The sequence below is a fragment of the Mycobacterium florentinum genome, from assembly GCF_010730355.1.
Lineage (GTDB): Bacteria > Actinomycetota > Actinomycetes > Mycobacteriales > Mycobacteriaceae > Mycobacterium > Mycobacterium florentinum.
The window spans coordinates 5,059,670-5,082,826 of record NZ_AP022576.1; the positions used below are offsets into that span (position 1 = coordinate 5,059,670).

The 23,157-nt window shown below is 67.9% G+C and carries 21 protein-coding genes; 13 read left to right on the plus strand and 8 right to left on the minus strand.

Annotated elements, in window-relative coordinates:
• Positions 1-35 precede the first annotated feature (35 nt).
• From G6N55_RS24080 to G6N55_RS24090, 3 genes are all read left to right on the plus strand, one after another.
• On the plus strand, positions 36-944 hold the full coding sequence (locus G6N55_RS24080; RefSeq protein WP_085221051.1) for an alpha/beta fold hydrolase: 909 nt from the start codon (positions 36-38) through the stop codon (positions 942-944).
• A 36-nt stretch (positions 945-980) separates the two neighbouring features.
• Positions 981-2,402, plus strand: coding sequence for an acyl-CoA synthetase (locus G6N55_RS24085; RefSeq protein WP_085221050.1), 1,422 nt, complete (start codon positions 981-983; stop codon positions 2,400-2,402).
• 248 nt (positions 2,403-2,650) lie between these two features.
• Positions 2,651-3,907, plus strand: coding sequence for an MFS transporter (locus G6N55_RS24090; protein ID WP_085221264.1), 1,257 nt, complete (start codon positions 2,651-2,653; stop codon positions 3,905-3,907).
• Between the two features lie 3 nt (positions 3,908-3,910).
• Here the strand turns inward: G6N55_RS24090 and dapD are convergent, their stop codons facing one another.
• A complete protein-coding gene (dapD, locus tag G6N55_RS24095) occupies positions 3,911-4,864 on the minus strand; it encodes a 2,3,4,5-tetrahydropyridine-2,6-dicarboxylate N-succinyltransferase (RefSeq protein WP_139826723.1) in 954 nt (317 codons plus the stop codon).
• A gap of 190 nt (positions 4,865-5,054) precedes the next feature.
• Between dapD and G6N55_RS24100 the strand changes: the two genes are divergently transcribed.
• Positions 5,055-5,792 (plus strand): hypothetical protein, encoded by a 738-nt coding sequence (locus G6N55_RS24100; protein ID WP_085221048.1) that lies wholly within the window; start codon positions 5,055-5,057, stop codon positions 5,790-5,792.
• Positions 5,793-5,826: 34 nt separating this feature from the next.
• Positions 5,827-6,915 (plus strand): succinyl-diaminopimelate desuccinylase, encoded by a 1,089-nt coding sequence (gene dapE / locus G6N55_RS24105; protein ID WP_085221047.1) that lies wholly within the window; start codon positions 5,827-5,829, stop codon positions 6,913-6,915.
• Here dapE and G6N55_RS24110 read toward each other — a convergent pair.
• Positions 6,912-9,047, minus strand: coding sequence for an AAA family ATPase (locus G6N55_RS24110; RefSeq protein ID WP_085221046.1), 2,136 nt, complete (start codon positions 9,045-9,047; stop codon positions 6,912-6,914). The genes dapE and G6N55_RS24110 overlap by 4 nt on opposite strands.
• A 99-nt stretch (positions 9,048-9,146) precedes the next feature.
• On the opposite strand from G6N55_RS24110, the gene G6N55_RS24115 reads away from it, so the two are divergent.
• The 7 genes from G6N55_RS24115 to G6N55_RS24145 all read left to right on the plus strand — a co-directional run bounded on the left by G6N55_RS24115 (position 9,147) and on the right by G6N55_RS24145 (position 14,878).
• The gene (locus G6N55_RS24115; RefSeq protein WP_085221045.1) at positions 9,147-9,710 is read left to right on the plus strand and encodes an LOG family protein; all 564 of its coding nucleotides are present in this window, start codon (positions 9,147-9,149) and stop codon (positions 9,708-9,710) included.
• A 33-nt stretch (positions 9,711-9,743) separates the two neighbouring features.
• Positions 9,744-11,528, plus strand: a complete 1,785-nt coding sequence (gene fadD6 / locus G6N55_RS24120; RefSeq protein WP_085221044.1) for a long-chain-acyl-CoA synthetase FadD6 — start codon at positions 9,744-9,746, stop codon at positions 11,526-11,528.
• 171 nt (positions 11,529-11,699) lie between these two features.
• Positions 11,700-12,524, plus strand: a complete 825-nt coding sequence (gene folP, locus G6N55_RS24125) for a dihydropteroate synthase (protein WP_139826739.1) — start codon at positions 11,700-11,702, stop codon at positions 12,522-12,524.
• Complete coding sequence (locus G6N55_RS24130) at positions 12,521-13,516, plus strand: glucosyl-3-phosphoglycerate synthase (RefSeq protein ID WP_085221043.1); 996 nt, start codon at positions 12,521-12,523, stop codon at positions 13,514-13,516. The genes folP and G6N55_RS24130 overlap by 4 nt, the downstream gene beginning before the upstream one ends.
• A gap of 49 nt (positions 13,517-13,565) precedes the next feature.
• The gene (locus G6N55_RS24135) at positions 13,566-13,922 is read left to right on the plus strand and encodes a DivIVA domain-containing protein (protein WP_085221042.1); all 357 of its coding nucleotides are present in this window, start codon (positions 13,566-13,568) and stop codon (positions 13,920-13,922) included.
• The gene (locus G6N55_RS24140) at positions 13,919-14,497 is read left to right on the plus strand and encodes a DNA-3-methyladenine glycosylase I (RefSeq protein ID WP_085221041.1); all 579 of its coding nucleotides are present in this window, start codon (positions 13,919-13,921) and stop codon (positions 14,495-14,497) included. The genes G6N55_RS24135 and G6N55_RS24140 overlap by 4 nt, the downstream gene beginning before the upstream one ends.
• A 213-nt stretch (positions 14,498-14,710) precedes the next feature.
• Positions 14,711-14,878, plus strand: a complete 168-nt coding sequence (locus G6N55_RS24145) for a DUF3117 domain-containing protein (protein ID WP_003406247.1) — start codon at positions 14,711-14,713, stop codon at positions 14,876-14,878.
• A gap of 29 nt (positions 14,879-14,907) precedes the next feature.
• Here the strand turns inward: G6N55_RS24145 and glgA are convergent, their stop codons facing one another.
• Positions 14,908-16,071 carry a glycogen synthase gene (gene glgA / locus G6N55_RS24150; RefSeq protein WP_085221040.1) on the minus strand — a complete coding sequence of 388 codons (1,164 nt, stop codon included), beginning with the start codon at positions 16,069-16,071 and terminating at the stop codon, positions 14,908-14,910.
• A 210-nt stretch (positions 16,072-16,281) separates the two neighbouring features.
• Here glgA and glgC point away from each other — a divergent pair, with 210 nt between their 5' ends.
• Positions 16,282-17,496, plus strand: a complete 1,215-nt coding sequence (gene glgC / locus G6N55_RS24155) for a glucose-1-phosphate adenylyltransferase (protein WP_085221039.1) — start codon at positions 16,282-16,284, stop codon at positions 17,494-17,496.
• A gap of 7 nt (positions 17,497-17,503) precedes the next feature.
• Here glgC and G6N55_RS24160 read toward each other — a convergent pair whose 3' ends face one another.
• From G6N55_RS24160 to G6N55_RS24180, 5 genes are read right to left on the minus strand one after another with little or no spacing between them, the layout of a single operon-like run.
• Positions 17,504-19,183 (minus strand): CocE/NonD family hydrolase, encoded by a 1,680-nt coding sequence (locus G6N55_RS24160; RefSeq protein ID WP_085221038.1) that lies wholly within the window; start codon positions 19,181-19,183, stop codon positions 17,504-17,506.
• A 30-nt stretch (positions 19,184-19,213) separates the two neighbouring features.
• Positions 19,214-19,888 (minus strand): methyltransferase family protein, encoded by a 675-nt coding sequence (locus G6N55_RS24165; RefSeq protein ID WP_085221037.1) that lies wholly within the window; start codon positions 19,886-19,888, stop codon positions 19,214-19,216.
• Positions 19,885-21,516 carry an ABC transporter permease gene (locus tag G6N55_RS24170; protein ID WP_139826722.1) on the minus strand — a complete coding sequence of 544 codons (1,632 nt, stop codon included), beginning with the start codon at positions 21,514-21,516 and terminating at the stop codon, positions 19,885-19,887. The genes G6N55_RS24165 and G6N55_RS24170 overlap by 4 nt, the downstream gene beginning before the upstream one ends.
• Positions 21,516-22,433, minus strand: coding sequence for an ABC transporter ATP-binding protein (locus tag G6N55_RS24175; RefSeq protein WP_085221036.1), 918 nt, complete (start codon positions 22,431-22,433; stop codon positions 21,516-21,518). Before G6N55_RS24175 ends, G6N55_RS24170 begins: the two co-directional genes overlap by 1 nt.
• Positions 22,423-23,061 carry a TetR/AcrR family transcriptional regulator gene (locus G6N55_RS24180; protein ID WP_085221035.1) on the minus strand — a complete coding sequence of 213 codons (639 nt, stop codon included), beginning with the start codon at positions 23,059-23,061 and terminating at the stop codon, positions 22,423-22,425. Before G6N55_RS24180 ends, G6N55_RS24175 begins: the two co-directional genes overlap by 11 nt.
• Positions 23,062-23,157: the final 96 nt, after the last annotated feature.

Below are 23,157 nucleotides of genomic sequence, written 5' to 3' on the forward strand. Positions count from 1 at the left end.
TCCGTCGTCGGCACGTCGCATGCCAAGCTGCTGACATGGTCTTCGAAATCGCCCGCCCAAAACTAGAAGGAAACGTCGCTGTCGGCGAGGACCGCCAAATCGGGTTCGCCGAATTCGGTGACCCGCAGGGCCGGGCGGTGTTCTGGCTGCACGGCACACCGGGCGCCCGCCGGCAGATTCCGACCGAGGCCCGCGTCTACGCCGAGGACCACGGCATCCGGTTGATCGGCCTGGACCGCCCCGGAATCGGATCGTCGACACCGCATCTCTACCGGAACATCGCCGCCTTCGCCGACGACCTGCGCACGATTGCCGACATTCTCGGCATAGACAAGATGGCCGTCATCGGCCTGTCCGGCGGCGGTCCGTACGCCCTCGCGTCAGCCGCGCGGCTGCCCGATCGGGTGGTGGCGGCCGGGATCCTCGGCGGCGTCGCGCCGTTCGTCGGCGACGAAGGCATCACCAGCGGCCTGATGAACCTGGGCAAGCGGGTGGCGCCGCTGTTGCGCCTGGGCGGTGACCCGTTGCGGATCGGCGCCAGCCTGCTGGTCCGGTCGATCCGTCCGGTCGCGAACACCGCGCTGTCTCTGTACGCCGCGATATCGCCCGAAGGCGACCGGCGGCTGCTCACCCGGCCCGAGTTCGGGGCCATGTTCCTCGACGACCTCCTCAACGGCAGCCGCAAGCAGCTGGCCGCGCCGTTCAACGACGTCGTCCTGTTCACCCAGGACTGGGGCTTCCGGCTGGACGAGATCAAGGTCCCGGTCCGCTGGTGGCATGGCGACAGCGACCACATCGTGCCCTTTGCCCACGGCGAGCACGTGGTGGCCAAGCTGGCCGACTGCGAACTGTTCGTGCTGCCGGGCGAAAGCCACCTCGCCGGGTTGGGCCGTGGCGAAGAGATCCTCTCCACGCTGATGAAAATATGGGATGAGCAGGCCTGACGTCACCTCCCCGACGACTGTCGGTAACCTGCTGAAGTGCTGCTGGAATCGCTGAACCCCTCTGCCGTCACCGCCACCGACATCCCCGATGCGGTCAAGATCGACGGCACCGTATTGAGCCGCAGTGACCTGGTCGGTGGTGCGACGTCGGTGGCCGAACGCGTCGCCGGCGCGGACCGGGTTGCGGTGCTGGCCACCCCGAGCGTGTCGACCGTGCTGGCGATCACCGGCTGCCTGATCGCCGGCGTCCCGTTCGTCCCGGTGCCCTCCGATGTCGGCGCGGCCGAACGCCGGCACATGTTGACCGACTCCGGCGCGCGGGCCTGGTTGGGCCCCGAGCCCGACGAGCTGGAGGGCTTGGCGCACATCCCGGTGCGCCTGCACGCCCGCTCCTGGCACCGCTATCCCGAGCCGGCGCCCGAGGCCACCGCCATGGTCATCTACACCTCGGGCACCACCGGAGCGCCCAAGGGTGTGGTGGTCAGCCGCCGGGCGATCGCCGCCGACATCGATGCGCTGACGCAGGCCTGGCAGTGGACACCTGACGACGTGCTGGTGCACGGGTTGCCGCTGTTCCACATCCACGGGTTGGTGCTGGGCCTGCTCGGCTCGTTGCGGGTCGGAAATCGCTTCGTACACACCGGAAAACCGACACCGGCCGGCTATGCCAAGGCCCACACGGAATCCGGCGGCACCCTGTACTTCGCGGTGCCGACGGTGTGGTCGCGGGTGGTGGGCGATCAGGCGTCCGCCGAGGCGCTGCGCTCGGCACGGCTGCTGGTGTCGGGTAGCGCGGCGCTGCCGGTGCCGGTGTTCGACCGGCTCGAGCAGCTGACCGGGCACCGGCCCATCGAACGCTACGGCGCCTCGGAGTCGTTGATCACGGTGTCGACGCGCGCCGACGGTGAGCGCCGCCCGGGCTGGGTCGGCCTGCCGCTGGCCGGGATCGAGACCAGACTGCTCGACGACGCGGGCAACTCCGTTCCGCATGACGGGGAAACCGTTGGAAAGCTTCATGTTCGGGGTCCGACCCTGTTCGACGGATACCTGAATCGGCCGGAGGCCACCGCCGAGGTTTTCGATGCCGACGGCTGGTACCACACCGGCGATGTCGCGGTGGTCGACGCCGGGGGGATGCACCGCATCGTCGGCCGCGAATCGGTCGACCTGATCAAATCGGGCGGATACCGCATCGGTGCGGGCGAAATCGAGACGTCGCTCCTCGGGCATCCGGGTGTGCAGGAAGCGGCCGTGGTCGGCATGCCCGACGACGACCTGGGCCAGCGCATCGTCGCGTTCGTCGTCGGCGCGTCGGATCTCAACACCGATGAACTGATCAACTTTGTCGCCCAAGACCTTTCGATACACAAGCGGCCGCGCGAGGTGCGGCTCGTAGAAGCGTTGCCGCGCAACGCGATGGGCAAGGTCGTCAAGAAGCAGCTGCTGTCCGAGGGCTGAGCTCACGCGTTAGGCCCGCATCGACGTGGTAACCGACACATCACAATGTGTGTTGTCAGCTGCCGCTTTGCGTGACACGCAGGATATTGCCAGGCTAGTCGTGCGGCGAGATTTCGCACCTTCGCCTACCTTCGTTGGGGAACGACCGCAGGGACCACCGACGCAAAAAGGGGCACTAACGGATGGGTGAGTCGATGCGTCCGGCGGGCGCTGTGACGACGATCGCGGACCAGCCGCGCGCCACACCCATGGCGCGTGTCGCGGTCTCGTGCCTGGTCGGCTCGGCAATCGAGTTCTACGACTTCCTGATCTACGGCACCGCCGCGGCGCTGGTGTTCCCCGCCGTGTTCTTCCCGAACCTCACACCCGGCGTGGCCATGATCGCCTCGATGGGAACCTTCGCCACGGCATTCCTGTCCCGGCCCGTCGGTGCGGCCGTCTTCGGGTACTTCGGTGACCGGCTGGGCCGCAAGAAGACGCTGATCTCGACGCTGGTGATCATGGCGGTGGCCACCGTGAGCGTCGGCCTGGTGCCCAGCACCGCGTCCATCGGGATGGCGGCGCCGTTGATCCTGATGGGGCTGCGGCTGCTGCAGGGGTTCGCGGTGGGCGGCGAATGGGCCGGGTCGGCCTTGCTGAGCGCCGAATACGCGCCCGGCGGCCGACGCGGCCTGTACGGCATGTTCACCCTGCTCGGCGGTGGTGTCGCCGGAGTGCTGAGCAGCCTGACCTTCCTCGGTGTCAACGTCACGATCGGCGAATACAGCCCCGAGTTCCTGCAGTGGGGATGGCGGATCCCCTTCCTGATCAGCGCGGCATTGATCGCGCTGGCGTTGTATGTGCGGCTCAACATCGACGAGACGCCGGTGTTCGCCGAGGAAAAAGCCCGCGACCTGGTGCCGAAAGCGCCGCTGGCCGAGGTGTTTCGCCTGCAGGGCCGCGAGATCCTGTTGGCCGCCGGCAGCGTGCTGTCCACGATGGCGTTCTGCTACATGGGCAACACCTACTTCACCATGTACGCACACACCCACCTGGGCTATACGCGAGGCTTCATCTGGTCGGTCGGTGTGCTCAGCGGTCTGGTCAGCATCGCGAGCGTGGTGGCCTCCGCGGTGCTGTGTGATCGAGTGGGCCGGCGCCGGCTGATGCTGGTGGGCTGGGCGGCCTCGGTGCCGTGGGCGTTCGTGGTGGTCCCCTTGATCGACACCGGCAACAAGGCGTTGTATGCCGTCGCGATTGTCGGCACCTTCGCCGTCTCCGGCATCGGCAGCGGACCCGTCGGGGCTTTCATTCCCGAACTTTTCGCCACCCGCTACCGCTACAGCGGCTCGGCACTGGCGATAAACCTGGCCGGCGTGATCGGCGGGGCCCTGCCGCCGCTGATCGCGGGAACGCTGCTGGCGACTTACGGCAGCTGGTCGATCGGAGTCATGCTCGCCGCCCTCGCGTTGATCAGCCTGGTCTGCACCTATCTGCTGCCGGAGACCCGCGGCACATCGCTGTAGCCGTTAGTTGGCGTGCAGGTCCTCGTTGAGGGCGATGCCCTGCCCGCCGCGGGCCACCACCTCCACGGCGCCGCTGACCGAATTGCGGCGGAACAACAGGTTGTTGCCGCCGGAGAGCTCCAGGGCCTTCAGCGTTTTGCCCTCTGGCGTAAGAACTTTGGTGCCCGCGGTGACATACAGGCCGGCCTCGACGACACAGTCGTCGCCCAGCGAGATGCCCAGTCCCGCGTTGGCACCGAGCAGGCACCGCTTGCCGATCGAAATGACTTCCGTGCCACCGCCGGACAGCGTGCCCATGATCGATGCGCCGCCGCCGATGTCCGACCCGTCGCCGACCACCACGCCGCCGGAGATCCGGCCTTCCACCATCGAGGCGCCCAGCGTGCCGGCGTTGAAGTTGACGAAGCCCTCGTGCATCACGGTGGTGCCCGGCGCCAGATGCGCACCGAGGCGGACCCGGTCGGCGTCGGCGATGCGGACGCCGGTGGGCATCACGTAGTCGACCATCCGCGGGAACTTGTCGACGCCGTAGACGGTCACCTGTCCCTTGCGGCGCAGCCGCGCGCGGACCGCCTCGAAACCCTCGACCGCGCAGGGCCCGTGATTAGTCCACACCACATTGGTCAATACCCCGAACAAGCCGCCGGCGTTCAGCCCATGCGGCGCAACCAGGCGGTGAGACAGCAAATGCAGCCGCAGGTAGGCGTCGTAGGCGTCGGCGGCCACATCGTCGAGTGAGCCGATGACCGTGCGCACGGCCACCGTGTCGGTATTGCGGTCGTCGTCGCGTCCGACCAATGCGGCCAGCTCGGGCGGCACATCGGACAGCGCGAGGCGCGAGGTACCGCTGGTGCCCGACTCCGTCAGTTCCGGTGCGGGGAACCACGTGTCGAGGATCGATCCGTCCGGGGCCAGTGTCGCCAGCCCGATACCTGCAGCTCCAGTCACGGCGGTCAGGTTACTTTCCCGTCCGAGCGGACACCAAAAGGCCCCGGTTTGCGATAACTAATGCTTGCGTTACTCAGCTCCGGGCGGCTATTCTGCTAAGTAACGACATAGTTAGTCAGAAAATGTGTGCCGCAGGCAACGCCAACTGTGCCGAAATTGATTGTCCTGCAGCACAACCAGATGCTGAGGAGTGCACAGCATGAGCGATCTACTCGACGACGTCCTCGCCGCCTACGGGGGGCTGAAGCGGTGGCGTGAGGTTCGCACCGTCTCCACCGGTGTGCGGTCGTGGGGGCGGACCTGGACGGGCAAGGGGCAGCCGACCCTGTTCGGTGGTGTCACCGCCGAGGCTCAAACGACCCGGCAGGCGTCGGCTGTCCATCCGTTCACCGACGAGTCTTCCCGCGGCTTCTACACCCCGGACCGGGTGTGGATCGAGTCCGCGGACGGGACGGTTCTAGAAGATCGGCACCAGCCGCGGGATGCCTTCGCGGGCCACGTTCGCGAAACGCCGTGGGATCACTTGCACGGCCTGTACTTCGGCGGCTACGCCCTGTGGAACTACTTCAACCAGCCGTTCGTGGCCGCCCTGCCCGGCGTCGACGCGCAGGAGATCGACCCCTGGCACGAGGGGCCCGGGCAGGACTGGCGGCGGCTGCGGCTGACATTTCCTCGGCATGTCCACACCCACAGCACGGTCATGGATCTCTACATCGACAGCGACGGGCTCATCGCCCGCGAGGACTACGCGCCCGAGGTGCTCGGTGGCGGCCCGGCCGCCCACTATCTGTACGACTACGCCGAACACGACGGCATCATGTTTCCCGGTACGCGAAAGGTGGTGCCGCGCCCCGCGGATGACCGCGCGGTGGTGCCGAGCGATCCCGACTCTTTGCTGATCGGGATCGAGTTCAGCGGCGGCTACGTGCTGGGCTGACCGTTTTGGCCCAACCGCCCATTACGCTGGTTGCGTGCTGGACTTGCATGGGGATCCGATCGCGTTGACCGCGGCGCTGGTCGACATCCCCAGCGAGTCGCGAGACGAAGCGCGTATTGCCGACGAGGTCGAGGCCGCGCTGCGCGCGCAGACGTCGGGCTTCGAGATCGTGCGCAACGGCAACGCCGTGCTGGCACGCACCCAGCGCAACCGGCCGTCGCGGGTGCTGCTGGCCGGTCACCTCGACACCGTCCCCGTCGCCGAAAACCTGCCCAGCCATCGCTCGACCGCCGACGAGGGCGACGTGCTGTACGGCTGCGGCACCTCGGATATGAAATCCGGCGACGCCGTCTTCCTGCATCTGGCCGCCACGGTGGCCGAACCGGCACACGACCTGACGCTGGTGCTCTACGACTGCGAGGAAATCGACGCTGCCGCAAACGGTTTGGGCCGCATCGAGCGCGAGTTGCCGGACTGGCTGGCCGCCGACGTCGCCATCCTGGGCGAGCCCACCGCGGGCTACATTGAGGCCGGTTGCCAGGGCACGCTGCGAGTCGTCGTCAGCGCCACCGGAACTCGCGCACATTCGGCACGTTTCTGGTTGGGCGACAACGCAATTCACAAACTGGGTAGCGTGCTGGAGCGGTTGGCCCAGTACCGGGCGCGCACCGTCGACATCGACGGCTGCCAGTACCGAGAAGGCTTGTCGGCCGTGCGGGTCGACGGCGGCGTGGCAGGCAACGTCATTCCCGACGCCGCCTCGGTCACCGTCAATTACCGCTTCGCGCCCGACCGCTCGCTGACCGAGGCGCTGCAACATGTGCACGACGTGCTCGACGGGCTCGACGTGCGGATCGAGCAGACCGACGGCGCGGCGGGTGCGCTACCCGGCCTGTCGCAGCCGGCCGCCAAGGCGCTGGTCGAGGCCGCCGGGGGACAGGTGCGGGCCAAATACGGCTGGACGGACGTGTCCCGGTTCGCCGCGCTGGGCATCCCGGCGATCAACTTCGGGCCCGGCGATCCCAACCTGGCGCACACCCGCGACGAGCGGGTGCCCGTCGCCGCGATCACCGCCGCGGTCGACATGCTCCGGCCCTACCTGGGTGGTTCAGCAGGCGGCTAAGCGCACTGCTGGGCCTGCGCGGCCGCATTGGCGGCCGCCGCGTGCAAGCCGACGGCCGTCAGCTCCTCGGCCACCGCGCGCAGCGCTTCTCCGTCGTTAGTCGCCCGCGCTTTGGCATGAGCCAGCGCGAGCTGACCCGCCACGCAGTCGACCTCGTCGCACAGCCGGGCCAGCGGATCCACCGCGCGGATATCGCCGAGGCGGACGGCCTCGTGCCAGACGCGCAGCGCCACCGCCGACTGGCCGCGGCGTTCGGCCATCCGGGCCGCGTCGCGGGCCGCCGCGATCGCCCCGTGGGAGTCGCGTTCGGCAGCCAGCCGCCAGGCCCGGGCCACCCCCAGCTCGGGGGTGAACAGCGCCGACTTGGTCCCATGCCGAGATTCGGCTCTGCTCAAGGCTTTTGCCGAGCCGGCGATGTCACCCTGCTGGGCCAGCGCGGTGGCCAGCAGCATCAGCGACAGCGGCCCCCACGAATAGCCGGTGCGTTCCAGGGCGGCGGTCGCCGGGCCCAGCAGTGCGGCGGCCTCCGCGAATCTGCCGGCGGCGATCAGCATGTGCGCCAGCAGCACCTCACCGATCGCCCGGCCGGGCTGCTGCAATTCGGCGAAATCGGTGAACTGCTGGGCCAGTTCGGTCGCCGTCTCGACCCGGCCCGCCATCAGCAGGGTCGTCGTCTCGCCCAGCCCGACCGTGAAGCGCAGCAGCCCGGGGTGCTCGGCGTTAAGGGCACGCTGCGCCAGCGGCTCGACGTCGGCGAACCGGCCCTGGCGGGCCGAGCACAGCGTCGCCGCGCTCGCTGCCCAGGCCACCGCCTGGTCGTCGGCGGCCGGCGAGTCCAGCACCCGATGCGCGATCTCGACCGCGCCCTCGATGTTGCCGGCGTTCATCGCGAAGGTTGCGCTCAGCGCGTCGAGCGTGAGGCGCGGGCCGACATCGGCGACCCGATTGCGGATGGTCAGCAGGAATGCGGTGGCCCGCTCCGGCTCGCTGAGCATGAAGAATTGATTGGCCGCCCGCAACAGGGTCCACGCCATCAGCTCTTCTTCGGACAGCGCCGCGGAGTCGACCGCGGCCAGCAGCTCCTCCGCCTCTCGGCCACGGCCCTGAAACGCCAGCGAATTCGCCAGCGGCAGCCGCGCCGCCAGTGCCGCGGAGTCGTCGCAGCGCTGCAGCGCGGAGCGGGCGAATCGCTCGCCGAGCGTGAGATCACCGAGCCGCAGCGCCTGCTGGGCGGCGTCGACAACCTCGGCCACCGGCTGCGGGGCGTCGCTGTCCAGCGCCAGGGAGGCCAGCCGCAGCCGGTCGGACAGGTGCTCCGACGGATGTCGGGACTGCAGCTCGACCAATTCGGTGCGCCGCCGCCGGGCACCGTCGGCGCCCAGCGCGGCACGGGCGCGTTCGGAGAACAGCGGATGGGCGGTGTAAACCACCGGATCGTCGGCATGCTCGTCGCGCACCCGGGTTTCCGCCGCACCCCAGTCCTGCGCCTCGCTGACCGCGCCGTCGCCGGCCAGCACGGTGAGATCGGCCAACGACAGCGGCTCTTGGACGGCGAGATAGTCGAGCACCGCGCGTGCCGCCGTGGGCAACTCGGCGATGAAGGTGTCGACCTCGCCCGCGCTGGTGGCTTCGCCGGGCGCGTCGACGTCGATCCGTTCCAGCAGGCCGTCGGTCCACAGCGCCGCGATGGCCTCGGGTGCCGCGTCCGCGCGGGCGGTGACGATCATCCGGGCGGTGCCGGACAGTGCCAGCTGGTAGACCAGGGTGGCGGACAGGATGTCCAGGTCGTGGGCGTCGTCGACGATCAGCAACAGCTCGCCCTGCCGGTCGCGGCTCAGCGATGCCCGGGCCGCCCGCAATAACGCGGCCGGCTTGCCGATGTCGGCGATGTCCACGATGTGGCTGAAGGCGCCGAACGGGACCACGCGCTCGGTCGGGGTGCCGGTGACCCAGCGGATGAACGTGCTCGGGTTGCCGTTCGAGAAGTGTTCGGCGGCCAGCCGCGCCAGGGTGGACTTGCCGACACCGTCGGGTCCGAGCACCACCGCACCGCGCCGCGCCCCGTCACCCAGGGCTGATTCCAGTTGTTCCAACGTGGACGCGTGCTGCGGGACGTTCCATCGAATCGGCATCGCCGAATTTTATTGCGATGCGGTGTCCGGCCGGTGACTAGCCAGCGTGAAAGACCCATATTTGCACGGTTCGAAGGGCTTTGGTCTACGTTGGCGGTTATGCGCCCCGACGGCGATCCCTCAAGCGAGTGGGCGGTCTGCGTCTACTGTGCGTCCGGCCCGACGCACCCCGAATTGCTTGATCTGGCCAGCGAACTCGGCGAAGCGATCGCCGATCGCGGCTGGACTTTGGTGTGGGGCGGCGGCCACGTTTCGGCGATGGGCGCGGTGGCCAGTGCGGCACGTGCGCACGGCGGCCGGACGGTGGGCGTGATCCCGGAACACCTGATGCGGCGCGAGCTCGCCGACAAAAAAGCCGACGAGCTTATCGTCACCGACACGATGCGCGAGCGCAAGCGCGTCATGGAAGACCGCGCCGACGCGTTCATCGTGCTGCCGGGCGGGATCGGCACCCTCGACGAGTTGTTCGAGGCGTGGACGACAGGCTATCTGGGTATGCACGACAAACCCGTGGTGATGCTGGATACCTGGGGTCACTACGAGGGCTTGTGGGTGTGGTTGAACGACTTGCTTGACCGCGGTTACATCTCGCAGGTGGCGATGGACACGCTGGTGCTGGTCGATAAGGTGAATGACGCAATCGAGGCGTGCGCCCCTGTCTGAGGTCGGCTGCGTCAAGGGGAATCGAGGGAGCACGTGTCCGGTCTCGGCGGGGGAGCACGCAGACGGATCGGCGTGACGGACATCGCGTCGGGACTGCCGGGCGTACTGGCCGACATGCCGGTGATCGTCCGCGGCGCGCTGACCGGGCTGTTGGCCCAGCCGGGCTCGCACCGGTCGATCGGCAGCGTGTTCCAGGACCGTGCCGCACGCTACGGGGACAAGGTCTTCCTGCGCTTCGGCGACCAGCAGCTGACCTACCGTGAGGCCAACGCGGTCGCCAACCGGTACGCCGCCGTCCTGGCCGCGCGCGGTGTCGGCCACGGCGACGTGGTCGCGATCATGCTGCGTAACTCGCCCAACACCGTGCTGGCGATGCTGGCCACCGTCAAATGCGGGGCCGTCGCGGGCATGCTCAACTACCACCAGCGCGGCGAGGTGCTGGCGCACAGCCTGGGCCTGCTCGGCGCCAAGGTGCTGATCGCGGAGACCGACCTGGTCAGCGCCGTCGCCGAGTCGGGTTCCGCGGGCACCGCCAACACGCTGACCATCGAGGACGTGGAGCACTTCGCCGCCGGCGCGGTGGCCACCAACCCGCATTCGGTGGCGGCCGTACAGGCCCGCGACACCGCCTTCTACATCTTCACGTCGGGCACCACCGGGTTCCCCAAGGCCAGCGTGATGACGCATCTGCGGTGGCTCAAGGCGCTGGCGGCGTTCGGCGGATTGGGGTTGCGGCTGAAGAGCTCCGACACGCTGTACAGCTGCCTGCCGCTGTATCACAACAACGCGCTGACGGTGGCGCTGTCGTCGGCGATCAACTCCGGGGCGACGCTGGCGCTGGGCAAGTCGTTTTCGGCCTCCCGGTTTTGGGACGAGGTGATCGACAGCCAGGCCACGGCGTTCATCTACATCGGCGAGATCTGCCGCTATCTGCTCAACCAGCCGCCCAAGGACACCGACCGCAAGCACAAGGTGCGCCTGATCGCCGGCAACGGACTGCGCCCGGAGATCTGGAAGGAATTCACCAAGCGCTTCGGCATCTCGCGGGTGTGTGAGTTCTACGCCTCCAGCGAGGGCAATACGGCGTTCATCAATATCTTCAACGTGCCCGGGTCGACCGGCATCGCGCCGATGCCGCTGGTGTATGTCGAGTACGACCCCGACACCGGGGAGCCGCTGCGCGACGCCGACGGCCGGGTGAACCGCGTGCCGGCCGGTCAGCCCGGTCTGTTGCTCAGCCCCGTCAACCGGTTGCAACCGTTCGACGGCTACACCGACAAGACGTCGAGCGAAAAGAAGTTGGTGCGCAACGCTTTTCGCGACGGCGACTGTTATTTCAATTCCGGCGACGTGATGAGCCCGCAGGGCATGCGGCACGCGGCGTTCGTCGATCGGCTCGGCGACACCTTCCGCTGGAAGGGGGAGAACGTCGCCACCACACAGGTGGAGGCGGCGCTGGCGTCGGACGAGACCGTCGAGGAGTGCACCGTCTTCGGCGTCGAGGTGCCAGACACCGGCGGGCGTGCCGGGATGGCCGCGGTGCAATTGCGCGACGGCGCGGAGTTCGACGGCAAGGTGCTCGGACGTGCGGTGTACGGGCAGCTGCCCGCATACGCGCTGCCGCTGTTCGTGCGGGTGGTCAAGACGCTCGAGCACACCACGACGTTCAAGAGCCGCAAGGTGGAGTTGCGCGAGCAGGCCTACGGGCCCGCCGTGACCGACCCCCTGTACGTCCTGGCCGGCCGAGACGACGGGTATGTGCCCTACTACGACGAATATCCGGATGAGGTAGCGGCGGGTAAGCGCCCGCAAGGCTGAAGCCCGACGGCGCCGAGTGCGCGCTGACGGCGACGACACGCCGTGACAACGCGCCATGGCGTCACACTCGATCGCCGATCCCCGGGCCAGGCGCCGGCGGTGACCGGGCAGTATGGACGTGTGCAGTCAACTCTGTGCGGCCGACCCGTGGCCGGGGATCGCGCGCTGGTCATGGCGATCATCAACCGCACACCGGACTCGTTCTTCGACAACGGTGCGACCTTCAGCGACGAAGCGGCCCGGGATGCCGTGCACCGGGCGATCGCCGATGGTGCCGACCTGATCGACGTGGGCGGCGTCAAGGCGGGCCCGGGCGAGAACGTCGACGCGAACACGGAGATCGCCCGGCTGGTGCCGTTCATCGAATGGCTGCGGGGCGCGTATCCGGATCAGCTGATCAGCGTCGACACCTGGCGCTCCGAAGTCGCCAGGCTGGCCTGCGCGGCGGGCGCGGACCTGATCAACGACACCTGGGCCGGCGTCGACCCCGCCTTGCCGGAGGTCGCCGCCGAGCTCGGGGTGGGCCTGGTGTGTTCGCACACCGGCGGAGCGCAGCCGCGCACCCGTCCGTTCCGGGTGAGTTTCGGCACAACCACCCGCGGAGTGGTCGACGACGTGATTCGTCAGGTCACCGGGGCCGCCGAACGCGCGGTCGCGGCCGGAGTGGCCCCCGACCGGGTGTTCATCGACCCGACTCACGACATGGGCAAGAACACCTTCCACGGGCTGGTCCTGTTGCGCCACGTGAGCGAACTTGTTAATACCGGATGGCCCGTGCTCATGGCTTTGAGCAACAAGGACTTCGTCGGGGAGACTCTGGGTGTGGGATTGACGGAACGCCTTGAGGGAACGTTGGCGGCGACCGCGCTGGCAGCGGCCGCCGGCGTGCGCGTGTTCCGGGTGCACCAGGTCGCGGCGACCCGGCGGGTGCTGGAAATGGTCGCCTCGATCCAGGGCATTCGCCCGCCGGCGCGCACCGTGAGGGGACTGGCATGACGGCATCGGAGTTGGTGGCCGGCGATCTCGCCGCCGGGGCCGTCGCGGCCCGGCCCGGCGACGTCTGGCTGTCCAACCGCAGTTCGAGTCGTCCCGGCCGGACGCTGCGGCAATTGGAAGAGGCGAAGGCGGGGCGCACGATCTCGGTGGTGCTGCCGGCGCTCAACGAGGAAGCAACCATCGCCTCGGTCATCGACAGCATTTCACCGCTGGTCGACGGGTTGGTCGACGAGCTGATCGTGCTGGACTCCGGCTCGACCGACGAGACCGAGATCCGCGCCATCGCGGCCGGTGCCCGCGTGATCAGCCGGGAACAGGCGCTGCCCGAGGTCGCGACCCGGTCCGGCAAGGGCGAGGCGTTGTGGCGCTCGCTGGCGGTGACCAGCGGCGACATCGTCGTGTTCGTCGACTCCGACCTGCTCGACCCGCACCCGATGTTCGTGCCCTGGCTGGTCGACCCGCTGCTTACCGAAGACGGCGTTCACCTGGTCAAGAGCTTCTACCGGCGGCCCCTGATGGTCCGCGAGGCCGACGGTGTCGAAGATGAGGATGGCCGTGCGCCCTCCACCGGTGGGGGGCGGGTGACCGAGCTGGCCGCCCGGCCGTTGCTGGCGGCGCTGCGGCCTGAGCTGGGCTGCATCTTGCAGCCGTTGGGCGGCGAATACGCGGCCAGCCGGGAGCTGCTGAGCTCGCTGCCGTTCGCGCCGGGCTACGGCGTGGAGATCGGCCTGCTGATCGACACCTTCGACCGGTTGGGGCTGGACGCGATCGCCCAGGTCAATCTCGGTGTGCGGGCGCACCGCAACCGGCCGCTGGCCGAGCTGGGCGCGATGAGCCGCCAGGTGATCGCGACTCTGCTCTCGCGCTGCGGCGTTCCCGACTCCGGGGCTGGATTGACCCAATTCTTCGCCGACGGCGAGGGCTACACCCAGCACACCTGGCCGGTGTCGCTGGCCGACCGGCCGCCGATGAACGGGGTCAGGCCCCGATAGGGCCCCCACGCTCCCCGCCCTGTCGGTGGTATAGGGCACTATCGATTCCGTGGCGTTGGTCTTGCTCTACATCGTGGTGTTGGTGCTGGTGGCGATCGTGCTGTTCGGCGCGGCGAGCTTGCTGTTCGGGCGTGGTGAGCAGTTGCCGCCGCTGCCGCGGGGGACGACGGCGACGGTGCTGCCCGCCTACGGCGTCACCGGCTCCGACGTCGACGCCGTCAAGTTCACCCAGGTGCTGCGCGGATACAAGACCAGCGAGGTGGACTGGGTGCTGGACCGGCTGGCCCGCGAGCTCGAGGCGCTGCGGGGTCAGCTGGCGGCGGTCAACGCGGCCGGGACGGACGCGCGCACCGACACCGTCGACGCGGTCCACGGCGAGGACGGCCCGGGCGAGGATCCGGCGTGACCGATGACGGGCTGATTCGCTGCAGCTGGGCGGTGGGCCGGCCCGGGCCCGACTTCGATCTGTACCGCGACTATCACGACCAGGAATGGGGCCGCCCGCTGCGCGGCCGGGTGGCGCTGTTCGAGCGGATGAGTCTGGAGGCCTTTCAGAGCGGCCTGTCGTGGTTGACGATCCTGCGCAAACGGGAGAATTTCCGGCGCGCCTTCTCCGGGTTCGACATCGAGAAAGTTGCGCGCTTTACCGACGCCGATGTGCGACGGCTGATGGCCGACGCCGGCATCGTCCGCAACCAGGCCAAGATCGACGCGACGATTGCCAATGCGCGCGCGGCGGCGGAATTGGGCACGTCGGAAGACCTGTCCGACCTGCTGTGGTCGTTTGCGCCGCCGCCGCGGCCCCGTCCCGCCGACGAATCCGAAATCCCTTCCGCTACCCATGAATCCAAGGCAATGGCGAAGGAACTCAAACGCCGCGGATTCCGTTTCGTGGGCCCCACCACCGCGTACGCGCTGATGCAGGCGACCGGGATGGTTGACGACCACGTCCGTGATTGCTGGGTTCCCCCGCCTCGCTGACGACCCGGGACACCGACCCGGCAAACCCGCCTCCTAACCCCCGCAGAAGTCGCTACGGACGGGTCTTGTGCATTTAGTGAGCGGAATAGGGAACAATGGGGGGGTGATTTGGCAGTTCAAAGTCGGGTATGGCTGGAAATCCGCTGGCGGGACTAGCTCGCCGCCGACCAGGCTCGCGAGGACGGGCCAACTCGAATCTGGAGGGAGCACTCGATGGCGGCGATGAAGCCCCGGACCGGAGACGGTCCTCTGGAAGCGACTAAGGAGGGGCGCGGCATCGTAATGCGGGTACCACTTGAAGGTGGTGGCCGTCTCGTTGTCGAGTTGACACCCGACGAAGCCGCCGCCCTGGGCGACGAACTCAAAGGCGTCACCAGCTGAGTCCTCCGCACCGAAGGTGTCGGGGGCAGCTAAGAACACACCTTCCGGTAGATCTCTAGCGTCTGCTCAGCGACGTGCGCCCAGGAGAACTCCTCGATGCAACGCTGACGTCCGGCGCGCCCGTAGCGCTCGGCTCTCGCCGGGTCCGTGACGAGTTCATTGACCGCTTGAGCCAATCTCCGCTGATATCCGCGTGCGTCCTCGGCGTCGTAATGCACCAGCGTGCCGGTGACTCCGTCGACCACCACCTCCGGAATTCCGCCAACGTCGGAGGCCACCACCGCGGTTGCGCACGCCATCGCCTCGAGGTTCACGATGCCCAATGGCTCGTACACCGACGAGCACACGAAAACTGTCGCCGCCGAAAGTATTTCGCGTAGTTCCCCGATGGGCAGCATTTCCTGGATCCAGAACACGCCGCTGCGGGTGCGGGCGAGCTCGTCGACCGCGGTGCGGACTTCGTCGGCGATCTCCGGGGTATCGGGAGCGCCGGCGCACAACACCAATTGCACGTCGGGGCTGAAATGGTGCGCGGCAGCGACCAAGTGGCCGACGCCCTTCTGCCGGGTGATCCGGCCGACGAACGCGACCATCGGCCGGTTCGGGTCGACCCCGATCTCGGCCAGCACCGACCCGGTGTCCACCGGTCCGGCCGGATACCAGACGTCGCTGTCCACCCCGTTGCGGATGACATGCACCTGGCTGGGATCCAGCGTGGGGTAGACCCGCAGCACGTCCTCGCGCATCCCGGAGCTCACCGCGATCACCGCATCGGCCGCCAGCACCGCGGTGCGCTCCACCCAGGACGACACCCGGTAGCCGCCGCCGAGTTGCTCGGCCTTCCACGGCCGCAGCGGTTCCAGCGAGTGGGCGGTCAGAATGTGCGGGATGTCATAGAGCAACGCGGTCAGGTGCCCGGCCATCCCGGTGTACCAGGTGTGTGAATGCACGACCGTCGCCTCGGCCGCGGCACTGGCCATCACCAGATCCGTGGACAGCGTGGCCAGCGCGGCGTTGGCGTCGTGCAGGCGCGCGTCGGGCTCATGCGCGATCGCGCCCGGGCGGGGTGCACCCATGCAGTGCACGTCGACCGCGCACAGTCGGCGCAGTTGGGCGACGAGTTCGGTGACGTGTACGCCGGCTCCCCCGTAGACGTCTGGTGGGTACTCCCGAGTCATCATCGCCACCCGCATACACCGCACCGTAGTTTGCTTGCGATGTCGCTCGCGAGTCGGATGGAAAAGCCGCTGGTGAATTCCGCGCCGCCGCGCGCCAGGCGGCGCAATCGATTACGGTGAGCGGCGCGTCAAGTTTGCCAAATACCTTGACGGACAGCCCGTCAGAACGGCGGCCGGGGGGATTCCCCCTGGCAGCGGTTCGCGACGGCCGATAGGTTTGGAGCCATGAGGGAAGCACCACACGTGCTGGGTATCGTCCTGGCCGGCGGTGAGGGCAAGCGGCTGTATCCGCTCACCGCGGACCGGGCCAAGCCCGCAGTTCCCTTCGGCGGCGCCTATCGCCTGATCGACTTCGTGCTCTCCAACCTCGTCAATGCTCGCTATCTGAGGATCTGCGTTCTCACGCAATACAAGTCGCATTCACTTGACCGACACATTTCGCAGAACTGGCGGTTGTCCGGCCTGGCCGGCGAGTACATCACCCCGGTGCCGGCACAGCAGCGTCTCGGCCCGCGCTGGTACACCGGCTCGGCGGACGCGATCTATCAGTCGCTGAACCTGATCTACGACGAAGACCCGGACTACATAGTGGTTTTCGGCGCCGACCACGTGTACCGGATGGACCCCGAGCAGATGGTCCACTTCCACATCAACAGCGGGGCCGGCGCGACCGTCGCGGGCATCCGGGTGCCGCGCACCGAGGCCTCGGCGTTCGGTTGCATCGACTCCGACGACTCCGGGCGGATCCGCAGCTTCGTCGAGAAGCCGCTCCAGCCGCCGGGCACCCACGATGACCCGGAGACCACGTTCGTCTCGATGGGCAATTACATCTTCACCACCAAGGTGCTCGTCGACGCGATCCGCGCCGACGCCGACGACGACCACTCGGATCACGACATGGGTGGCGACATCATTCCGCGGTTGGTGGGCGACGGGTTGGCCGCGGTCTACGACTTCAACGACAACGAGGTGCCCGGCGCCACCGACCGCGACCGGGCCTACTGGCGCGACGTCGGGACGCTGGACGCGTTCTACGACGCGCACATGGATCTGGTGTCGGTGCACCCCGTCTTCAATCTGTACAACCGGCGCTGGCCGATTCGCGGCGCCACGGAGAACCTGGCGCCGGCGAAGTTCGTCAACGGTGGCTCCGCCCAGGAGTCGGTGGTCGGCGCCGGCAGCATCATCTCGGCCGCCTCGGTGCGCAACTCCGTGCTGTCGTCGAACGTGGTGGTCGACGACGGCGCCATCGTCGAGGGCAGTGTGATCATGCCGGGGACCCGGGTGGGCCGCGGCGCGGTGGTTCGCCACGCGATCCTGGACAAGAACGTCGTGATCGGACCCGGCGAAATGGTCGGGGTGGATCTGGAAAAGGATCGGGAACGCTTTGCGATCAGCGCCGGCGGCGTGGTCGCGGTCGGCAAGGGCGTCTGGGTCTAGTTCCCGGTCAGCCGGGGATTTCCGGTATCAACAGATGCGCGTCGTACCGCGGGCCCCAGTGCAGCGTGATGCGACCTTTCGCTGAGTTGGCGTAGGCGGCGGGCATCTGACCGATCAGCGGATTGGTCGGGCACAACCACCGTCCCGCGACCACCAGGCGCAGCTGTTCGCCCGCGCGGAACTGCGTCGCCGACGGGCCCAGCGCGACGTCGACGGCGACCACCTCGCCGCCGGAGAGCGGTTGCGGCTCGGTGCAACGCGGGACGGGTTCCCATGGCTGCGACAGCGCGGGGTCGAGCGCGCGCAACGCCACCCGCTGCCACCCGGTGGTCACCCGGTCGCGGCCGTAGCCGTAGGACCCCTCGAATCCGACGTAGCGTCCGTGGCGCCACTTCTCGACGCCGACGAACAGGTTCGCGTCGTCGCAACCTTCCAGCTCAACCCACAACCGTGCGGCCATCGGCCCGGTCAGCTCGAGGTCCGCGGGGAGCGTCCAGCTGAATGCGGCTGCGCGAGAGCGTGTTTCGAAAGCCACGCTGCCCGGCGTCTGGGGCTGCTCGGGTGTCAACAGCCCGGGTTCACCCAGATATAAAGCCCGCCAACGTGTTCGGGCCAGTGGCCACTCGGATTCTTCGCGGATGGCGGTGACGGTCTCGCGATCCTCGCGCACCTCGAGCCGTATGCTGCGCGAACCGGCCACGCCGTTCAACACGTCGCGGAAGAAGCTCAGCTGCTCGGTCCGGCCGGCGTCGGAGTAGAAGGTCACCCATTTGCCGCCGCGATGGGTGTAGAGGCGGGCGTGCTTGGAGCCGCATTGGGTGAACGCCCGGATCGAGCCGCGGCTGTGCAGGTTGTTGTCCGAGAAGCTGCCGCACACCAGCATCGGCACCGTGATCGCGGTCAGGTCGGGCACCACCGAGCGCCACAAGTCGTCGCGCAGCGGATGATCCTGCTGTACCCGTGCGAAGTCATAGCTCTGCCGCGTGCGGCGCAAGTTGCGGGACCAGAGCCGAGTGAAGCCGGTCTCGCGGACGCCGCCCGGAAAGGCCAAGTCGCGGTAGGCGTCGGTGAAACCTTCCCAAGGGCAGATCGCGCGCAACGCCGGCGGTTGCAGGGCGGCGACGGCGTACTGGCTGATGGCCAGATAGGACACACCGAGCATGACCACATTGCCGTCGCACCAGGGCTGGTCGGCGATCCACTGCACCAGGTCGTAGGTGTCCTCGGCCTCTTGCCGCGACAGCAGCTTGCCGGTACCGGCGGAATGCCCGCAGCCGCGCGAGTCGGCATTGACCACGATGAATCCCTGCGGCACCCACCACGCCGGGTCCGGCGCCTCCCAACCCGTCAGGGTGGAGAAAGCCAGTGGGGTGGGCTGGCGCAAGACGCGGTACTGGGTCGAGAACGTCGACTTCTTGCCGCGCCGCCTCGGTAGCTCGTCCTTGCCGTACGGATGGATGCTCAGGATGACCGGGCGCGCTTCTTGGCCCTTTCGAAAGATGTTGATACGCAATATGGTTCCGTCACGAGTTGGCACGTCGACGTCGCGATCGATCGCGATGTCGGCCGGTGGCTCGGTGACGGTGACCGGTGGTCTAGCGATCCCGCGAATCCGGTCCAGCGCGTACCGCAGGGCGCCGGGGCGTCGCCATGGTGCGTCCAGGGCAGGGGCTGAATTTTGGACCACGCCTCCACCCTAGAACGGCTCCGGCGTGGCCTACCAGACGTAGGGCAGCAACCGATAGCGCACGTGCTGGGTGTATTGGCGGTACCCGGGCAGTTGCTCGGTCAGCAGCTTCTCTTCGTCGAGGATGCGGAAGATGATCACCGCCTGGGCAGGGATCACGAACAGCAGTCCCCAATAGGAGCCGAGCGCCAGCGGGATGCCGATCGTCATGACGAAGTTGCCGACGTACATCGGGTGCCGCACATGCTTGTAGACGCCGCTGGATACCAGCGTCTGGCCCGATTCCACCGTGACCGTCGCCGCGGCGTAGGCATTCTGGATCACCACCACCATCGCGATACCGAGCCCGATCGCGACTAGGGCATCACCCAGCAGCGACACCCAGCCGGGCACCCGCGACCAGCCCATTCGTTGGTCGTAGGCACTGAACACCAGCATTGCGGTGAAGGCCACGAATGCGCCGGTGATCACGACCTTCTGCAAGGTTCGCCCTTCGGCCCCGGGGCCGGCGTGCATCCGGCGTTCCAGCGCGGCGGGGTTGGTGCGGTACAGGTAGATCGTCGGCAGGATCGTCACCACTATGGCGGTCGCGATGAAAGCCCATGCCTGCCAATAGTCGAGCGTCCCGGCCGGCAGGAACAGCAGCAGCCCCAGGATGGCCAGTCCGAAAACCGACGATGCCGTCGCCCGAATAGCGGTGTTCATGAGCGCAGGTCCCTTCGACGGAATGCCATGACTCCCAACATGATCAGCGCCGCGTCGAGGACCAGCAGCCACAGCAGCGGCACGGCACTGAAGCTGTCGCCGACCCGCGGAACATGGGCGAACGGCTCGAGATCGAGGATCCATTGCGGGAAGCCCGCCAGCGAACCGATCAGGTATAGGGCGATGAACGCGATCAGTACCCCCCACGCCACCGGCGTGAAACGTGGTGCGACACCGAACAATGCGACCGTCACGGCCGACGCCAGCCAGACGGCCGGCAACTGTGCGGCCGCGGTGCCGATCACCATGGCCAGCTTGCCGTCGAGGTCGCCGGCCGCGACGCCGTAGAGCAGCCCGCCGGCCGCTCCGGCGACCAGCATCGCCACGGCCGACCCGAGCAGCGCGGATACTAAATGGCTTGCCAACCAACGAGTTCGGGATACCGCGCCGGCCAGTGTCGTCTCGGCGCGCAGGCCGGATTCTTCTTGGTGCGGTCGCAGCGTCAGCGAGATGGCAAAGGCGGATGCCACCATGCCCATCATGTTGAACGCCACTGCGATGAAGGCATCCTCCAGCACGGAGGTGCCGCCCATCCGTGCGACGATGTCGCGTGCCATGCCGCCGCCGATCTCGTCGCCGATGCCATGCGCCACGCTGCCCATCACCAGCCCGTACAGGCACAGGCCCACCGTCCACAGCAGCAGTGCGCCGCGGTCCAGCCGCCAGGTCAGCCCGAACACGTTGCTCAACGAGGGCGTGGCGGTGGCCGGGCCGGCACGCTCGGCGACGAGTCCGGCTCCGACGTCGCGGCCGGCCAGCAGTCGATACGCCATGGCGGTCAGGGCGATCGCGGTGGCCAGATGCAGCAGCAGCACCCACCAGTGATCACCCGCGTAGGGCCGCACCTGCAGCGACCAGCCCAGCGGCGAAAACCAGGACAGCGTGCCGGAGCTGGCATCGCCGATGGCCCGCAGCGTGAATGCGGCTCCCAGCACCGCGAAGGCGGCACCGCGAGCGAAGCGCGCGCTCGGCGATAGCTGGGCGGTCACCGCGGCCACCGCCGTGAACACCATGCCGGAACCGGCCAGCGCGGCACCGAATGCCAGCGACCCGCCGGCCGGGACCGTGGTGGTCAGCAAGCCCGCCGCACCGATCGCGCCGGTCGCGATCGAGGCGCCGAACGACAGGATCAGCGCCGCGGTCAGGCTGGCGTACCGGCCCACCCCGGTCGAGTCCACCAGTTCGGTCCGGCCGCTTTCCTCGTCGGCACGGGTATGCCGGATCATCGTGAGAATGACGGCGACGGCGATCAGCACGTGGAACATCCCGGCTTTCCAAATGCCCACGGCGCCAAGGCTGTCGTTGTAGACCTGACCGTAGAGGGCGCGCTGCGCCGGGCTGGCCATGATGGTCGCCGCGAATCCGGCGCGGGCGGCCTGGGTGGAGTACACCTTCTCGATACTCCCGATGTAGACCGTCGCCAACGGGAGCGACAGCAGCAGAATCCACAGCGGCATCGAGACCCGGTCGCGGCGCAGATACAGGCGCAGCATGCCCAGCGTTCCGGTGAAGTTCGAACTTCGCTGCGGGGCCGAGTGTTCCGGGCGTTCCAGGGTTGGGGTGCTCATTATGCCGAGACCTTCTTTTCGGTGCGTCCGGTGTTGTAGTGGCGCAAGAAGAGCTCCTCGAGCGTTGGGGGCTGGCTGACCAGGCTGCGCACACCGGCGTCGCCCAGCACCCGGATGAGTTCTCCGAGACTTTCGCTGTCGACCTGCGCGCGCAGTGTGTTGCCCTCGACGCTGACGTCCTCGACGCCTTTGATTCGGGTGAGATCGCCCGGATTGCCGATCATTTCGGCCTTGATGGACGTGCGGCTCAAATGCCGCATCGAGTCCAGCGAACCGCTCTCGATGGTCTGGCCGGCCCGGATGATGGTCACCGTTTGGCACAGGGCTTCCGTCTCGGCCAGGATGTGGCTGGACAGCAAGACCGTCGCGCCACGGTCGCGCGCCTCGGCAACACATTGCTGAAAGATGTTCTCCATCAGCGGGTCCAGGCCGCTGCTGGGCTCGTCCAACAGCAGCAGACTGGCCCGCGATGAGAAGGCCGAAATCAGGGAGACCTTTTGGCGGTTGCCCTTGGAGTAGGTCCGCGACTTCTTGGTCGGGTCGAGGTCGAAGCGCTCGATCAGCTCCGCGCGGCGGGCGTCGTCGATGCCGCCGCGCATGCGGGCCAACAAGTCGATGGTCTCGCCGCCGGTTAATGACGGCCAGAGCGTGACATCACCTGGCACATAAGCGATTTGGCGGTGTAGTTCGACGGCGTCGGTCCACGGGTCACCGCCGAGCAGCCGCACGCTTCCGCCGTCGGCCTTCACCAGGCCCAACAGGATGCGGATGGTGGTCGACTTGCCGGCGCCGTTGGGGCCGAGAAAGCCGTGGACTTCACCTTGACGCACCGTGAGGTCGAGACCGTCCAGCGCCCGCACCGCACCGAAGTTCTTGGTGAGGTTGCGGATTTCGATGGGCGCGATATCAGCTGCCATGGGATTCTCCTTGATCATCGGCGGCCAGGAATGCGTCGTACATGGTGCGGTCCGTCATCAGACCTTCGGTGTAGATCTCGAGGGCGGGCAGTACCATATCGCGGGCGTAGTCGCGAAGAACGGCCCGCAAATCTGTTGGGGTTGGATGCATTTGGATGTAGAGCAGCAGACCGCCGCCCGAGGTGATGGCCAAAAACTTAGCCCTGGCGTGCGGATCGCGGCTGGGCTTGATCGTCCCGGCCCGCACGCCGTCGGCGAAGTAATCCTCGGCGTTGTCAATCATTCGCTGCCACAACATCATCGCCAGCTCACCGCCGGTCTGCAGGCTGCGCACCACGTAGCCCGTCAACGCCGCGTAGGACTCGATCTCCGCCATCTGCGCGAGCCAGCTGGCCGGATCGTTGGACGTGAGCGCTTCCGACTTGCTGTCGTGGATCTCTTCGGCGACGTAGTCGTCGCACGCCTTGCGCAGGCCTTCCTTCGACCCGAAGTGATGAATGACCAGTGCGGCGCTCACGCCCGCGGCCTCGGCGATGGTGCGCAGCCCGACACCGAAGCCGTGCTCGGCGAATTGCTCGATCGCCGCATCGCGGATTCGCGCGGCGGCGGTCAGGTCGACTGAACGCATGTTCAGGACACTAAACGCGCGTTCAGTCGAAGGTCAAGGGGACACCCCGTAAGGGATGCGTAAAGGTTTTGGGCGGCGAGTGCCCGGCTAGCCGGG

Bases quoted from the DNA above. Each gene is read 5' to 3' on its own strand.
- G6N55_RS24180 (WP_085221035.1), bottom strand. From the start codon at position 23,061: ATGCGTTCAGTCGACCTGACCGCCGCCGCGCGAATCCGCGATGCGGCG.
- folP (WP_139826739.1), top strand. From the start codon at position 11,700: ATGGCGATCATCAACCGCACACCGGACTCGTTCTTCGACAACGGTGCG.
- G6N55_RS24175 (WP_085221036.1), bottom strand. From the start codon at position 22,433: ATGGCAGCTGATATCGCGCCCATCGAAATCCGCAACCTCACCAAGAAC.
- G6N55_RS24165 (WP_085221037.1), bottom strand. From the start codon at position 19,888: ATGAACACCGCTATTCGGGCGACGGCATCGTCGGTTTTCGGACTGGCC.
- glgC (WP_085221039.1), top strand. From the start codon at position 16,282: ATGAGGGAAGCACCACACGTGCTGGGTATCGTCCTGGCCGGCGGTGAG.
- G6N55_RS24145 (WP_003406247.1), top strand. From the start codon at position 14,711: ATGGCGGCGATGAAGCCCCGGACCGGAGACGGTCCTCTGGAAGCGACT.
- G6N55_RS24130 (WP_085221043.1), top strand. From the start codon at position 12,521: ATGACGGCATCGGAGTTGGTGGCCGGCGATCTCGCCGCCGGGGCCGTC.
- G6N55_RS24115 (WP_085221045.1), top strand. From the start codon at position 9,147: ATGCGCCCCGACGGCGATCCCTCAAGCGAGTGGGCGGTCTGCGTCTAC.
- G6N55_RS24110 (WP_085221046.1), bottom strand. From the start codon at position 9,047: ATGCCGATTCGATGGAACGTCCCGCAGCACGCGTCCACGTTGGAACAA.
- G6N55_RS24170 (WP_139826722.1), bottom strand. From the start codon at position 21,516: ATGAGCACCCCAACCCTGGAACGCCCGGAACACTCGGCCCCGCAGCGA.
- G6N55_RS24090 (WP_085221264.1), top strand. From the start codon at position 2,651: ATGGCGCGTGTCGCGGTCTCGTGCCTGGTCGGCTCGGCAATCGAGTTC.
- glgA (WP_085221040.1), bottom strand. From the start codon at position 16,071: ATGCGGGTGGCGATGATGACTCGGGAGTACCCACCAGACGTCTACGGG.
- G6N55_RS24100 (WP_085221048.1), top strand. From the start codon at position 5,055: ATGAGCGATCTACTCGACGACGTCCTCGCCGCCTACGGGGGGCTGAAG.
- G6N55_RS24080 (WP_085221051.1), top strand. From the start codon at position 36: ATGGTCTTCGAAATCGCCCGCCCAAAACTAGAAGGAAACGTCGCTGTC.